Source organism: Bradyrhizobium sp. 190 (genome assembly GCF_023073415.1).
GTDB lineage: Bacteria > Pseudomonadota > Alphaproteobacteria > Rhizobiales > Xanthobacteraceae > Bradyrhizobium.
Map to the genome: position 1 here is coordinate 393,059 of NZ_JADPJL010000068.1, position 14,886 is coordinate 407,944.

The following is a 14,886-nucleotide window of genomic DNA, read 5'->3' on the forward strand; positions in this document are numbered from 1 at the left end:
CTGCTTACACAAAGGCGGATGCCGATGGAAGTTCAAGCGCGATTCGTCAGCAGACGTATCAACATCCTCAACCGGCGGTAGCGCAACCTTGTTCCGGCCGCTCTGGCCACGGGCAGGGCGAGGTCGAGCAAGCCCTACACCGGCAACCCATTCTGCTTCGCCAGATCCTTCAACGACACTTGCGGCCGCGCGCCGATGTGCTGGATCACTTCGGCCGCGGCCAGCGCGCCGAGGCGGCCGGCGGCTTCATAACCGGCGTTGCGGACGAGGCCGAACAGGAAGCCGGCGGCGAACAAGTCGCCGGCGCCGGTGGTATCAACGAGCTTTTGAATCGGGAACGCGGGCACTGCGGTGACGCCATCCTTCGCCGCAACCACGCAGCCCTTCTCGCTGCGGGTGACGACGGCGAGTTTCGTATCCGCGCGCAACTGCTTCAGCGCGGCCTCGAAATCCGAGGTCTGGTACAGCGAATGCAGCTCGGCCTCGTTGGCGAACACGAGATCGACGGTGCCTTTGCGCATCAGGTCGAGAAACTCGTCACGATAACGATCGACGCAGAAGGAATCCGACAGGGTCAGCGCCGCCTGGCGGCCGGCGCCGTGCGCAATGCCAGCGGCCTTGACGAAGGCTTCCTTGGCGTTTTTGGGATCCCAGAGATAGCCTTCGAGATAGACGATGCGGGAGGCCGCGATCTGCGCTTCATCGATGTCGGAGGGCCCAAGATCCTGCGCGGCGCCGAGATAGGTGTTCATGGTGCGCTCGCCGTCCGGCGTCACCAGGATGTAGGAGCAGCCGGTGGCGGGGCCGCTTTCCGCCGCCTTCGTCTCGAAGGCCGCGCCGGCGGCGCGGATGTCGTGGGTGTAGAGCCCGCCGATCTGGTCGTTCTTGACCTTGCCGATGAAGGCCGCGCGGGCGCCGAAACTGGCAAGGCCGACGATGGTGTTGGCCCCCGAGCCGCCGCTCATCTCGGTCGCCGGGCCCATCTCCTTGTAGATCGCGGCGGCGCGGGCCTCGTCGATCAGCGCCATGCCGCCCTTGGTCATGCCGTGGCGGGCGAGAAAGCCCTCGTCGGTCTGCACCAGCACGTCGAAAATCGCATTGCCGATCCCGAGAACGTCGTATTTTGCGTCAGTCATTCGTTGCGTCCTGTTTTAAGGCTGTTTGCGCGAATAAGCCGGGCGCGGCCAAGAAGGCTGCGGCCTACCAGATCGGCCCCGCGCCAGCAAGGGAAGCGGGGCCGCGCGTTCCGCTCGCCTGTGTCCCGGCCATCCACGTCTTCGTCGCTGAGAGACCGTAAAGACGTGGATGCCCGGCACAAGGCCGGGCATGACGGGTTATGGACTGCTATACAGCCCCTCCAATGATCCGCTCCTTTCTCACGGTCTCCTCGGGAACGCTAGCGTCGCGGCTGCTTGGATTCGCGCGCGATTCCATGCTGGCGGCGCTGCTCGGCGCGGGCGCCGTCGCGGATGCATTCCTGGCGGCGTTTCAGCTCGTCAATGTTGTCAGGCGGCTGTTGACCGAGGGCGGGCTGAACGCGGCGCTGGTGCCGGCATGGCTGCGGGTGCGCGAAACCGATGGGGCTGTGGCCGCGGCGGCGTTTGCGGGGCGCGTGCTCGGCACGGTGACAACAGCGCTGATCGCAGCCACAGCGGTGCTCGTGCTGGCGATGCCGCTCGTCATTGCGGCGCTGGCGCCGGGATTTTCGGGGCGCGAGACGCTGCAGCTCGCCACCGGCAATGCCCGCCTGATGCTGCCGTACCTCGCCTTTGCAGGGCCAGTGACCGTGATGATGGCGCTGCTGAATGCGCAAGGCCGCTTCGCGCTGACGGCGTTTTCGCCGCTGCTGTTCAACATCGCGCTGATCGCGGTGATGGTTGTCCTGCTCGCCATACGGCCGGATGCGGTGCAAGCCGCGCAAATCGTCGCCGCGACCACAGGCATTGCCGGACTGTTACAGCTATCGGTGCTGGTGCTGCGCCGTGGCGGCAACATCGCCGCCCCCTTGCGGATTTCGTTTGATCCGGAAATCCGCGGCTTTCTCGCCAAGGCCGCACCGGGCATGATGGCGTCGAGCGCGCCGCAGCTACTGATGGTCGCCGGCGCGATCATCGCATCTTCCTCGCCGTCGGCGGTGTCGTGGCTCTATTTCGCCAACCGCCTGGTCGAACTGCCGCTCGGCATTGTCGGCGTCGCCATGGGCACGGTGCTGATCCCGGAATTGACGCGCGCGGTGCGGGCGGAGGATCGCACCGCCGTCGCGCATGCGGAATCGCGCGGCCTCGAACTTGCCGTTGGGCTGGCGCTGCCGGCCACGCTCGGGCTGATGGTGCTGAGCGAGCCGATCGTGCGGCTGTTGTTCGAGCACGGCGCCTTCACCGCGGATGATACCGCGGCGACGGCGCGCGCGCTGATGTGGCTGACATTGGCGCTGCCCGCGCATGTGCTGGTGAAGGCGCTGTCACCGGCGTTCTTCGCGCGCGAAGATACGATGACGCCGCTGGTTTCAGCGCTAAAGGGCGTGGTGCTGGCGATCGCGGCGGCCTTTCTGCTCAGCCATTGGTACGGCACTGAGGGCATCGCGGCGGCGATTGCGCTCGGCGCGTGGAGCATGGCGTTCAGCCTGATCCGCCGCGGCGCGCAGACGTTTGGATTTTCGATCGATATGGAAGCGCGACGGCGGCTGCCGCGCATCGCGCTATCCGCGCTCGCCATGGGCGCGCTGCTGTGGCTGGCGACACGGTCGCTGCCGGCCCTCACCTCAGGCGCGCACGGGTTTGTGCAGGCCGTCCTGCTGCTGGCCGTGATTGCGGCGGGAATTGCGATTTATGGCCTGCTCTTAAGGCTTTTCGGCGTCACCGGCTGGCGCGACGCGGTTAACGCCGTCAGGCAAACAAAGGGCTAGCAGCTTGCGCTGACAGCCCCTGCGTGGCAAACGACAGCGCGAAATAGGCATCCGATTTGGGATCCTTGGGGAAGCTGGCTATGGCTTTTGTTGAAAAAGTATTTTCGGGCGTCCAGCCGACGGGCAATCTGCATCTCGGCAATTACCTCGGCGCGATCGTCAACTTCGTGAAGATGCAGGAAACCCATGACTGCATCTATTGCGTCGTCGACATGCACGCGATCACGCAAGGCGTCGACGTCTGGGGCGGCCCGGCCGAGCTCGCCCGCAACACCCGCGAGGTTACGGCAGCCTTCATCGCCGCCGGCATCGATCCGAAGAAGCACATCGTGTTCAACCAGAGCCAGGTCGCCGGCCATGCCGAACTGACCTGGATCTTCAACTGCGTCGCGCGGGTCGGCTGGCTCAGCCGCATGACCCAGTTCAAGGAGAAGGCCGGCAAGGATCGCGAGAACGCGTCGGTGGGTCTCTATGACTATCCGGTGCTTATGGCGGCCGACATCCTGCTGTATCGCGCCACGCATGTGCCTGTCGGCGAGGACCAGAAGCAGCATCTGGAGCTGTCGCGCGACATCGCGCAGAAATTCAACAATGACTTTGCCGATTCGATCCGCAGTCACGGCTCCAATGACGGATTGTTCTTTCCGCAGCCTGAACCGCTGATCATGGGTCCCGCGACGCGGGTGATGAGCCTGCGCGACGGCACCAAGAAAATGTCGAAGTCGGATGCGTCGGACAATTCGCGGATCAACCTGACCGACGACGCGGATACCATCGCGCAAAAGATCCGCAAGGCGAAGACCGATCCGGAACCGCTGCCGTCGGAAGAAAAGGGCCTGGAGAGCCGGCCCGAGGCCGACAACCTCGTCGGCATCTACGCGGCGCTTTCCGAGCGCAGCAAGGCCGACGTTTTGAAGGAATTCGGCGGCGGGCAGTTCTCCAGCTTCAAGAACGCGCTGGTGGAACTTTGCGTGACAAAACTCGCGCCGATCGCTTCCGAGATGAAGCGGCTGGTCGCCGACCCCGGCCATGTCGACAAGATCCTGATCGACGGCGCCGACCGCGCCCGCGTGATCGCCGATGAAACCATGCGTGCGGCCAGGGATATCGTCGGTTTCATCCGAAAGCGGTAGAACGTATCCGAGGTGGTGTTCACCCTCCCCTGGAGGGGGAGGGTCGGCTCGCATGAGCGCAGCGAAATGCGAGACGGGGTGGGGTGACAGTCTCTCAACTCGGGCACTGATCGAAACGAGAGACCGTCACCCCACCCCGCCGCTTCGCGTCGACCCTCCCCCTCCAGGGGAGGGTAAGATTCCATCGCCGCGAGATTGAGGAACAGCGACGCCGCTTGTCGAAGGCGGCTGCGCCGTGGCAGCATGCGTCGGTTTGGCGCAGCACCGGGACATGCATGACCACCCAGCGACGAAGCTACGAGACGGGTCACAAGCCAAAATGCCTTGTCATCGTTGACGACACCGCGGAATGGGACCGCGCGGTGTATTACGCCAGCCGCTGGGCCGTCCGCGTCGGCGGCGGCGTGGTGATGCTGCGCATCATCGCCATCGAGGACCAGAACCAGCAATGGCTGGGAGTGGCCGATTTGATGCGCGCCGAGGCCGAGGACGCCGCCAACGAGGCGCTCGACCGCGCTTCGGGGCGCGCGAACGGCATTGCCGCGATCACGCCGGAGCGGGTGATTCGCGAGGGCGACCCGACCACTCAGATCCTCGACGTGATCGACAAGGACGTCGATATTTCAATGCTGGTGCTGGCGGCCAATCCAGGCCCCGAGGGCCCGGGGCCGCTGATCTCCATGATGGCCCAGGTCGCAGGCTCATTCCCGATTCCGGTCGTCATCGTGCCCGGCGATCTCAGCGATTCCGACATCGATGGCCTGTCTTAGGGCTTGATCCATCTAGAGAATTACTGATTTAGCCCCCTTGATCGTGCGCGCCCCGTCGCCATCTGCTATGGAGACCCCACGCGCCGGCCTTGAACCGGCGACGCCGGAGAGAACCAATGTTCATTCAGACTGAAGCCACGCCCAATCCCGCCACCCTGAAATTCATTCCGGGCCGTACCGTGCTCGACACGGGCACGATCGAATTCGCCAACCGCGAAGCCGCCGCCCGCTCGCCGCTTGCCGAGCGACTGTTCGACGTGCCCGGCGTGTCCGGCGTCTTCTACGGCTACGATTTCGTCACCGTGACCAAGGCGGATGGCGACTGGCAGCACCTCAAGCCCGCGATCCTCGGCGCCATCATGGAGCATTACATGTCCGGCGCGCCGCTTCTGGCGGACGGGACTGCCGGCAATGATGAGGCGGCGGATGAGGAAGGCGAGTTCTTCAACGAAGCCGACGCCGATACGGTCGCGACCATCAAGGACCTGATCGAGACGCGGGTGCGGCCGGCAGTGGCCAATGACGGTGGCGACATCACCTTCCGCGGCTTCAAGGACGGCGTCGTCTACCTCAACATGAAGGGCTCCTGCGCAGGCTGCCCGTCATCGACGGCGACACTGCAGCACGGCATCCAGAATCTGCTGAAGCATTTCGTGCCCGACGTGGTCGAAGTCCGGCCGATGTAAGTTGGTGCCGTAGGGTGGGCAAAGGCGCGCTTCGCGCCGTGCCCACCATCATTTACCCGCATAGTCAGATGGTGGGCACCCGGAGCCTGTCATCGGGCGCGCATTCGCGCGACCCGGTGGCTTTGCCCACCCTACGAAGCTTCCCACTACGCTGCCTGTCCGATGCCGGCGGCCTCGGCGGCGGCGCGCTGCATGCCTTCGGACATTTCGCTCGTCACCGCGCTCTGCTGCTGAACGGCCGCAGCCGTTGACGTCACATACTCGCTGACATCCTGGATCGCCTGCCTGATCGAGTTGAGGGCCGCAACGACATCGCCGGAGATGCCGTTGAGATTGCCGATCTCCTGCTCGATCTTGTCGGTCGCCTGCTTGGCCTGGTTGGCGAGGCCTTTCACCTCGGATGCGACCACGGCGAAACCGCGGCCGGCTTCACCGGCCCGCGCCGATTCGATCGTGGCGTTCAGCGCCAGCAGGTTGATCTGGCCGGTGATCGCGCCGATCAGCTGCACGATGCTGCTCATCGACTCCGACGCTTCCGCCAGGCGCTGCGCCTGCTGGTCGGCGGCCTCGACGCGACCGACGGCCGTGTGCGCGGTTTCCTTCGACTTCGCCATGGCGTTGGAGATTTCGCGCACCGACACGTTGAGTTCCTCGGCACCGGAAGCGACCGTCTCCATCAAGCCGCGAACCTTCTCGCTACGCATCCGCGCGATCACCTGCGCCGTGGTGTCGGTGGCGTATTTCACGACCTTGTAGGGCTTGCCGTTGAGGTCGCGGATCGGGTTGTAGGACGCCTGAATCCAGATCTGCCGGCCGCCCTTGCCGACCCGCTCATACTCGCCCGACTGGAATTCGCCGCGGTTCAGCGCAGCCCAGAACGCGCGATAGCCTTCGCTGTCGCGCGCCTCGTGCGGCATGAACATGCCGTGATGCTCGCCCTCGATCTCGGCCAGCGAGTAGCCGAGCGCGCCGAGGAAGTTCTGGTTCGCGATCAGCACCTTGCCGTCCATGCCGAACTCGATGACAGCCTGCGACTTGCCGATGGCTTCGATCTGTCCGGCGAAATTCGCCGTCTTTAATTTCTGGTCGGTGATATCGGAGGCGAACTTCACCACCTTGAACGGCTTGCCGGCGTCGTCGAGGATCGGATTGTAGGACGCGAGAATCCAGATCTCCTTGCCGCCCTTGCCGAAGCGCTTGTATTCGGCTGACTGGAATTCGCCGCGGCCGAGTTTTGCCCAGAATTCGCGGTAGACCGCGCTGTCGCGCTCGGCAGGCGCCACGAACATCTGGTGATGCTTGCCCTGGATCTCGGCGAGCGAATAGCCCACGGCGCTGAGGAAATTATTGTTTGCCGTGATAATGGTTCCGTCGAGATTGAACTCGATCACGGCTTGTGCCCGGGCGATCGCCGCGATCTTGCCGGCATCCTCCATGCTGCGGATCTTGCGCTCGGTGATGTCGGTGGCGAACTTGACGACCTTGATCGGCTTGTTGGCGCTATCCACGATCGGATTGTAGGACGCCTGAATCCACACTTCGCGGCCGCCCTTGCCGACGCGCTTGTATTCGGCGGCCTGATATTCGCCGCGATTGAGCTTCGCCCAGAACGCATGATAGTCCGGATTGTCGCGCTGCTCCGGCGCCACAAACATTCGGTGATGCTTGCCCGCGATTTCGTCGAGGCGGTATCCCATCGTGTCGAGGAAATTCTGGTTGGCGGTGATGATCGTGCCGTCCATATTGAACTCGATCACCGCCTGCGACTTGCTGATTGCGATCGCTTGCGCCAGCGCCTCACGCGCCGCAAAACTGCTTTTCCACAAAGGCATAAAAATCCTCCGGTTCTGGGGACGAGCGTGGCTTTACCTGCCGAAAATGCGTCGTCCGGATCGCTATTGACCCGTATTTCCCTGTGGACGGTTGTGGCACCAGATGGCTAATTCTTTGTTAATTCCCTTTGTTTTCAATGACTTGTCATCCTAGAAGTTGCATCCGCCGCTCGGGCTTCGAAAATCGGGAACGAGTTTGCGCTGCCCGTCCGGGATGCCGGACCGGCGCAAAACCGGGGAAGAAATCTTCCAATCAGTATGGGAATCTCGAGAGCTCTTTTTCGGTCCTGATTGAATCATAACCGGGCTCTAGATTCTTGTTTTGACGCGTTTTCTTGACGCGAACCGGTGTCCACTTCGCTCGAAAACGCTATAGGGTAGCCTGATGCTCATCCTCGCCATCGATACCGCGCTTGATGCCTGCGCCGCGGCCGTGCTCGACACCAGCGCAGGCGTCCTCGCGCAGGAATCGCAGCCGATGAAGCGCGGTCATGCCGAAGCCCTGATGCCGCTGATCGCCCGCGTGATGAAGGCGTCCGGCGTTGCCTTTGCTGCGCTCGACCGCATCTCCGCGACGACAGGTCCCGGCAGCTTTACCGGATTGCGCGTCGGCCTTTCCGCCGCCCGTGGCATTGCGCTCGCCGCCGGCAAGCCGGTCGTCGGCGTGACGACATTGACCGCGTTTGCCGCCCCCATGGTCAGCGAGAACGACGAACAGCATCCCGTCATCACCGCGATAGATGCGCGGCATGATCACGTCTATTTCCAGGTGCTGGCCGGCGACGGCCGTTCATTGATCAAGCCGAAGGTGGCGCCGATCGCGGAAGTTCTCGACGCTGCACGCTTCGGTCCCGATGCGCCACACCTGGTCGGCAATGCGGCGACGATTCTGGCCGACCGCTGGCCGGCCGACGCGCCGCCGCCCTTCAAGATCGATCAGCAGGCCGCGCCCGATATCGCCTGGGTGGCATGGCTCGGCGCCGCGGTCAGTCCCGAGAGCTCACCGGCACGGCCCTATTATCTGCGCGCGCCCGATGCCAAGCCGCCGAAGGATCCGCTGGCCGGCGCCGCGCAGCCGCCGGCATCATGATGACATGGTTCTCCGATTGGTGGAGCGGCGGCACGGCCGTGATCGAACCGGCCAGTCCGCGCGACGCGGCGCGTCTGGCGCAACTGCATGGCGCATCATTTCACCGCGGCTGGGGCGAAGGCGAATTCGAGGTCATGCTGACCGAGCGCAATACGCTCGTTCACCGGCTCAGACAGGGACGCAAGGTCATCGGCTTTGCGGTGTCGCGCATGGCGGCCGACGAGGCGGAGTTACTGTCGATCGCCATCGATGCGACCCAACGTGGCCGTGGTTTGTCGCGCGACCTGTTGCTGACGCATCTCGGTCATCTCGCGGGCCGCGGCGTATGCAAGGTGTTCCTCGAGGTCGAAGAAAATAATCAGCCGGCGCGGCGCCTGTATGAATGGGCCGGATTTGAGGTCATTGGCCGTCGGGAACGCTATTATCAGCAGCCGGGCGGCGATCAATTGAATGCGCTTCTGATGCGGCGTGACTTGTCGTAATATGCGGGCGGTGGCAAAAGACCCCCGACCTGACGTCCCTAGGCCCTGAGACCATGCCCGTACTGAAATCCCCGCCTGCGCACAAGAATACCGGCATCGAGGCCCGCTGCGCCGCCACCGGCATGCGCATGACGGAACAGCGCCGCGTGATCGCGCGCGTGCTGGCCGATTCGGTCGACCATCCCGACGTCGAGGAACTTTACCGGCGCTGTGTTGCGGTGGACGACAAGATCTCGATCTCGACGGTGTATCGCACCGTAAAACTGTTCGAAGACGCCGGGATCATCGAGCGGCACGATTTCCGCGAGGGCCGGGCGCGCTATGAGCAGATGCCCGACAGCCATCATGATCATCTGATCAATCTGCGCGACGGCAAGGTGATCGAGTTCACCTCCGAGGAGATCGAGAAATTGCAGGCCGAGATCGCCCGCAAGCTCGGCTACAAGCTGGTCGATCACCGGCTGGAACTGTATTGCGTCCCGCTCGACGAAGATAAATCCTGATCGCGTGCAAAACTCAAATCCGAACTTCGATCTGATCATCTTCGACTGCGACGGCGTGCTGGTCGACAGCGAAGTCATTTCATGCCGCGCACATGCTGAGACGTTGACGCGTCATGGCTATCCGATCACTTCCGAACAGGTGCTCGTTCGCTTTCTCGGCGTGTCTGAACGCGAGGCGCGCCAAATGATCGAACGCGAGATCGACCGGAAGCTGCCTGATGACTTCGAACAACAGGTGAACGCAGCCACGCTGAAATTTTACGAGGGCGATTTGCAGGCGATCGCGCATGTCGGCGAGGCGATTGGCGCGATACGCCTGCCCAAATGCGTCGCCTCCAGTGGGACGCCCGAAAAGATTCGCCACGGCCTCAGCTGCGCCGGCCTCTACGACCAACTCGCGCCGCATATTTTCTCCGCTACGCAGGTCAGCCGCGGCAAGCCGGCACCCGATCTGTTTCTGTTCGCCGCCGAACAGATGAAGGTGCAACCGGCCCAGTGCCTGGTTATCGAAGACAGCGTTCCTGGTGTCACCGGCGGCCGCGCCGCCGGGATGACCGTGCTCGGTTTCCACGGCGGCAGCCATTGTCAGCCGGGCCATGCCGAGATGCTGCATGACGCCGGAGCGGCCATGATCTTCGACGATATGCGGCAACTGCCCGATCTGATTGCACGCATCGGTCGAAAGGCTGGTTAGTCCCGCATCGCTTGGTTGAAGTCCGGCGTCAATCTTGCCGCGAGTTAACTGGGCGCGGAACCCGCAGGTGATAGTTTCAGGCGAACCTGCGCGAGGGGAGCGGCGCATCCTGAAATCACCCGACAGCCAGATGTTGAAGACGGCCTTGATCTTTAAGGCAGCCTTGCCGCTCTCGATCGTTGCGGCGGTGGCTGTGCTTGCGCGGACCTGGCAGCTTTCGCAGAACGATTTTGGAAGGCAGTACTACGCCGCGGGCGTGCGCAGCATGCTCGATAGCTGGCACAATTTCATCTTCAACTCGTTCGATCCCGCAGGCTTTGTTTCCATCGACAAGCCGCCCGTGGCGATCTGGCTGCAAGTCGCCAGCGCCAAGCTGCTCGGTTTTAGCGCGCTTTCGATCATGGCCGCCCAGGTGATGGCGGGATTGGCCGCGATTCTCGTCGTTTACATTCTGGTGCGGAAATATTGGGGCGGGACGGCTGGGGCTATCGCCGCGCTGTCGCTCGCGTGCAGCCCGATCAATGTGGCCGTCGACCGGTCGAACAATACCGAGAGCTGTCTCATCCTGGTGCTGCTGGCCGCCGTTTGGTTGGGGATGCGCGCAGCCGAAACTGGCCGGCTCACGACATTCTGCGCCGCGATGACGGCGATCGGCATAGGCTTCAACGTCAAGATGGGAGCTGCGCTGGTGCTGGCTCCGGTACTGGCCTTGACGTTCAGCCTTGCCCGGCCGGGCGCTCCCGTCACCTGGCATGTTCAGCGACAAGCCATCGCCGGCATCATCCTCGTTGCCGTCGCGCTGTCATGGGCGATCTTCTTCGATCTCGCGCCGCCCCAGAATCGGCCCTATGCGGGCAGCACCAAACACAATTCGATGCTGGAGCTCGCGTTGGTGCACAATGGCGCGGCCCGCTTCCTTGCGATGTCCGCGCCCGCAGGCAATCCGGCAATCTCCTCGCCCGCCGCCTCCGGCGAGACGGCGCCGGCAACCACCGAAGTCCGGCAGCCTGTTATGACCGACGATTCGCCGACAGGCCCTCTCCGCCTGTTTCGGCCAAGAGCCGCGGCACAGTTCGCCTGGCTGCTTCCGCTCGCGCTCGCGGGCCTTGTTCTCGCCTGGTCGGATGCATGGGGCGCGGGCACGCCCGTGTCACGCCGCATCAGTGCCGGTGTGTGGACCGGCTGGCTCGTGATGTACTGGATCGTGCTCAGCTTTGCGGGCGGATTGATCCACACCTACTATGTCGCCGTGCTTGGTCCGCCGCTCGCCGTGTTTTCCGGCATCGCCGTCGCCGCGCTCTGGTCGAGGTGGAAAGCGGGCAAGCAGGGGCGGATATACCTGCCGCTGATCATCGTGGCCACGGCCGCCTGGCAAATCTATCTCTGCATGGCGCAGTCCGAGGGAATCGGATCCGACTGGCTCAGCCTGACATGGCTGACGTCGATCGCGATCGCCACGATTTGCGCTGGTGTCCTTTATGCATTGCCGCAGCAGGGCAGCCGATTCGCAAAACTGTTCGCCGGTGCTTCCATCGGCGCGCTGCTCGTGGCGCCGATCCTGACCACCGCAAGCGTCGTCCTGAGACGCCCCAACATCGCAGCGCCGGTCGCCAACATGACCGCCCTGCTCGCGCCGCCGGATACCGAGCGTGCGACACTGAGGACATCGCGGCTGGAAGCCGCCCGCCAGAAGCTCACCGGTTACCTGATCGCCCATCGCGAGGCCGCAAAGTTTCTCGTCGCGGTCCCCAACGCCAACGTCGCCGCTCCGCTCATCATCTCGACCGGCCTGCCCGTCATGGCGATCGGCGGATATCTCGGCGACGATCCGATTCTGACGCCTTCCGACATCGAACGGCTGGCCTCGGACAGGCAACTGCGCTTCGTGATGCTCGGCGGATTTACCCTGGCGCCAGCAAAGCAGGCGGCGGCGCTCGATCCGATCGCGCGATGGGTGCGCGCCAATGGCCGCCCCGTCGATCCAAAATTGTGGCGCCTGTCCGCATCAGCCGGCACCCCCTACCGCATCAACCTCGGCAACGAATGGGTGGAGGTTCCGCCGCCCGAACTGTTCGACCTGTGGGGCAAGGCGAACTGAGCCTGCCCGTCATTCCGCGGGGCCATGCGCAGCTCGAACCCGGAATGACAGGCCCAACTCTGGCTTTTTGGCCATTTAGGCTATATCTGAGCTCCAGCCGCCGTCAGGCGCCTTTCCACCCGCACTCAGGTTCCATGAAGCCGCCGCGCAAGCTGCATATCAAGTCCTATGGCTGCCAGATGAACGTCTACGATGCGCAACGCATGGTGGATACGCTGGCTCCCGAGGGCTTTGTCGAGACCGACAGCGCCGAGGATGCGGACCTGGTGATCCTTAACACCTGCCATATCCGCGAAAAGGCCTCCGAAAAGGTCTACTCCGAACTCGGGCGGCTGCGCGTCGCCAAGGATGAGGCTGCACGGAACGGACGCGAGATGCGGATCGCGGTCGCGGGCTGCGTCGCGCAGGCCGAGGGCGAGGAGATCATCCGCCGCGCGCCAACGGTCGACGTCGTGGTCGGGCCGCAGAGCTATCATCATCTGCCGCAGCTATTGGCACGCGCGAAGAGCGAAGGCCGTGCGCTCGAGACCGAATTCCCGGTCGAGGACAAGTTCGGCTTCCTCCCGGCCCCCAAACCGGCCGCGATCCGCGCGCGCGGCATCTCCGCTTTCGTCACCGTGCAGGAAGGCTGCGACAAGTTCTGCACCTTCTGCGTGGTGCCCTATACGCGCGGCGCGGAAGTCTCGCGCCCGGTGGCGAAGATCGTCGACGACGTGAAGCGGCTCGCCGATAGCGGCGTGCGCGAGATCACCCTGATTGGACAGAACGTCAACGCCTATCACGGTGAAGGTCCCGACGGACGGACGTGGCCGCTGGGCAGACTGCTGCATCGGCTTGCCGAAATCGAGGGTATCGTGCGGCTGCGCTATTCGACCAGCCATCCTCGCGATGTCGACGATTCGCTCATCGCGGCGCATCGCGATCTCGCCGCGCTGATGCCGTTCGTCCACCTGCCCGTGCAATCCGGCTCCGACCGGATCCTGGCTGCCATGAACCGCAAGCATACCGCCGATGATTATCGGCGCGTCATCGACCGTTTCCGTACCGCGCGCCAAGATATTGCTTTTTCTTCGGATTTTATCGTCGGCTTCCCCGGCGAAACCGAGGGAGAATTCGCCGCGACCCTCGCGCTTGTCATGCAAATCGGATACGCTGGGGCGTATTCGTTCAAATATTCGCCACGGCCCGGCACGCCGGCGGCGGACATGCAGGAGACGGTGTCAGCGGCTGAGATGGACGAGCGATTGGTGCGGCTTCAGGAATTGATCGACAGCCAGCAATCGGCCTTCAACAAGGCCATGATTGGCAACACCGTCGATGTGCTGTTCGAACGCGCGGCCCGCAATCCCGGCCAGATCGTCGGCCGCACCGCGTACCTGCAGCCCGCGCATGTCTTTGCCTCACCTGACATCATCGGACAGGTGCTGCCGGTCAAAATCGACAGCCTCGAGCGTTACAGCCTGCTCGGCGAACTCGCCGGCGCAGCCGCGCAGCCAGTCTCTTCAACACTTTCAACCATGTCCAATTCTTCTCAAGAAACTCAGGGAGCCTGAACCCTTGCCAAAAAGCGCATCGGATTCACCTTCACTTGCTCCCAGCCGCAAATTTGACCGCGACATGCAAATTCCGCCCGAGACCCAGGTCGTCATCGACTTCGACGACAACCGCGCCGCTTCCGCGCTCGTCGGCCCCTACGGCCAAAACTTGGCGCTGGTCGAACGGCGGCTCGGCATCGTCGTCGATTCCCGCGGCAACCACATCACCATCGCCGGCTCCCGCGACGGCTGCGACGCCGCGCGGCGCGTGCTGGAGACGCTCTATGCGCAGGCTCTGCAAGGTCACGATCTCTCGCAGGGCGAAGTCGAAGGCGCGATCCGCGCCGTGCTGGCACAGGGCTCGCTGTTCGAGTACGACGCCAAGACCGCCAAATCGTCGTTCGAGACCATCAATTTACGCAAGCGTCCGGTGCGGGCACGGACCGCGGCGCAGGATTCCTACATCCGTGCGCTGAAACGCCACGAGATGGTGTTTGGCGTAGGCCCCGCGGGTACCGGCAAGACCTGGCTTGCGGTGGCGCATGCCGCGCAATTGTTCGAGCGCAAGGAAGTCGATCGCATCATCCTGTCGCGGCCCGCGGTCGAGGCCGGCGAGCGGCTCGGCTTCCTGCCCGGCGACTTGCGGGAAAAGGTAGATCCTTACTTAAGGCCGATCTACGACGCTCTGTACGATTTGATGGATTCGCGCATCGTCGAGCGCGCGCTGCAGGCCGGCGAGATCGAGATCGCGCCGCTGGCGTTCATGCGCGGGCGCACGCTGACCAACGCCGTCATCATCCTGGACGAAGCGCAGAACACGACTTCGATGCAGATGAAGATGTTCCTGACCCGGCTCGGCGAGAACAGCCGCATGATCATTACCGGCGATCCATCGCAGGTCGACCTGCCGAACGGGCAGGCGTCGGGGCTTGCCGAAGCCGTCAAGCTGCTCGACGGCGTCGAGGGCATCGCGCAGGTGAAATTTACCGCGGAAGACGTCATTCGCCATGAACTGGTGGCGCGGATCGTCGCCGCCTATGAGGGGTTGCCGCAGAAACCGGCGACCGGAAAATCTTGACCCAACAATCTTCGGCCGTGGACCTGCTGCAGGCAGGCCGCGGCCGTAACCCCAACTCTGAAATGCAAAGCGCTGGAACG

The 14,886-nt window shown here is 63.7% G+C and carries 13 protein-coding genes; 11 read left to right on the plus strand and 2 right to left on the minus strand.

Annotated elements, in window-relative coordinates; translation table 11 throughout:
* Positions 1 to 134: 134 nt before the first annotated feature.
* Positions 135 to 1,136 (minus strand): adenosine kinase, encoded by a 1,002-nt coding sequence (locus IVB22_RS36900; protein ID WP_247522039.1) that lies wholly within the window; start codon positions 1,134 to 1,136, stop codon positions 135 to 137.
* 224 nt (positions 1,137 to 1,360) lie between these two features.
* On the opposite strand from IVB22_RS36900, the gene murJ reads away from it, so the two are divergent.
* From murJ to IVB22_RS36920, 4 genes are all read left to right on the plus strand, one after another.
* Positions 1,361 to 2,905 (plus strand): murein biosynthesis integral membrane protein MurJ, encoded by a 1,545-nt coding sequence (murJ, locus tag IVB22_RS36905; protein WP_247522040.1) that lies wholly within the window; start codon positions 1,361 to 1,363, stop codon positions 2,903 to 2,905.
* An 80-nt stretch (positions 2,906 to 2,985) separates the two neighbouring features.
* Positions 2,986 to 4,038 carry a tryptophan--tRNA ligase gene (gene trpS, locus IVB22_RS36910; RefSeq protein ID WP_247522041.1) on the plus strand — a complete coding sequence of 351 codons (1,053 nt, stop codon included), beginning with the start codon at positions 2,986 to 2,988 and terminating at the stop codon, positions 4,036 to 4,038.
* A gap of 275 nt (positions 4,039 to 4,313) precedes the next feature.
* The gene (locus IVB22_RS36915) at positions 4,314 to 4,808 is read left to right on the plus strand and encodes a universal stress protein (RefSeq protein ID WP_214488044.1); all 495 of its coding nucleotides are present in this window, start codon (positions 4,314 to 4,316) and stop codon (positions 4,806 to 4,808) included.
* Positions 4,809 to 4,924: 116 nt separating this feature from the next.
* Positions 4,925 to 5,494, plus strand: a complete 570-nt coding sequence (locus IVB22_RS36920) for a NifU family protein (protein WP_247522042.1) — start codon at positions 4,925 to 4,927, stop codon at positions 5,492 to 5,494.
* A 146-nt stretch (positions 5,495 to 5,640) separates the two neighbouring features.
* Here the strand turns inward: IVB22_RS36920 and IVB22_RS36925 are convergent, their stop codons facing one another.
* Entirely contained in the window at positions 5,641 to 7,326 is a 1,686-nt protein-coding gene (locus IVB22_RS36925) for a PAS domain-containing methyl-accepting chemotaxis protein (protein ID WP_247522043.1), read from the minus strand.
* A gap of 385 nt (positions 7,327 to 7,711) precedes the next feature.
* Here IVB22_RS36925 and tsaB point away from each other — a divergent pair, with 385 nt between their 5' ends.
* The 7 genes from tsaB (at position 7,712) to IVB22_RS36960 (ending at position 14,806) form a co-directional block, all read left to right on the plus strand.
* Positions 7,712 to 8,416, plus strand: a complete 705-nt coding sequence (gene tsaB / locus IVB22_RS36930) for a tRNA (adenosine(37)-N6)-threonylcarbamoyltransferase complex dimerization subunit type 1 TsaB (RefSeq protein ID WP_247522044.1) — start codon at positions 7,712 to 7,714, stop codon at positions 8,414 to 8,416.
* Positions 8,413 to 8,898, plus strand: coding sequence for a ribosomal protein S18-alanine N-acetyltransferase (rimI, locus tag IVB22_RS36935; RefSeq protein WP_247522045.1), 486 nt, complete (start codon positions 8,413 to 8,415; stop codon positions 8,896 to 8,898). Before tsaB ends, rimI begins: the two co-directional genes overlap by 4 nt.
* Before the next feature lie 53 nt (positions 8,899 to 8,951).
* Positions 8,952 to 9,401 (plus strand): Fur family transcriptional regulator, encoded by a 450-nt coding sequence (locus IVB22_RS36940; RefSeq protein ID WP_247522046.1) that lies wholly within the window; start codon positions 8,952 to 8,954, stop codon positions 9,399 to 9,401.
* A 4-nt stretch (positions 9,402 to 9,405) separates the two neighbouring features.
* Positions 9,406 to 10,095 (plus strand): HAD family hydrolase, encoded by a 690-nt coding sequence (locus IVB22_RS36945; RefSeq protein ID WP_247522047.1) that lies wholly within the window; start codon positions 9,406 to 9,408, stop codon positions 10,093 to 10,095.
* Positions 10,096 to 10,162: 67 nt separating this feature from the next.
* Entirely contained in the window at positions 10,163 to 12,193 is a 2,031-nt protein-coding gene (locus IVB22_RS36950) for a glycosyltransferase family 39 protein (protein ID WP_247522048.1), read from the plus strand.
* A 134-nt stretch (positions 12,194 to 12,327) separates the two neighbouring features.
* A complete protein-coding gene (gene miaB, locus IVB22_RS36955) occupies positions 12,328 to 13,746 on the plus strand; it encodes a tRNA (N6-isopentenyl adenosine(37)-C2)-methylthiotransferase MiaB (RefSeq protein ID WP_247522049.1) in 1,419 nt (472 codons plus the stop codon).
* Positions 13,747 to 13,750: 4 nt separating this feature from the next.
* A complete protein-coding gene (locus tag IVB22_RS36960; protein WP_247522050.1) occupies positions 13,751 to 14,806 on the plus strand; it encodes a PhoH family protein in 1,056 nt (351 codons plus the stop codon).
* The last annotated feature ends 80 nt before the right edge of the window (positions 14,807 to 14,886 follow it).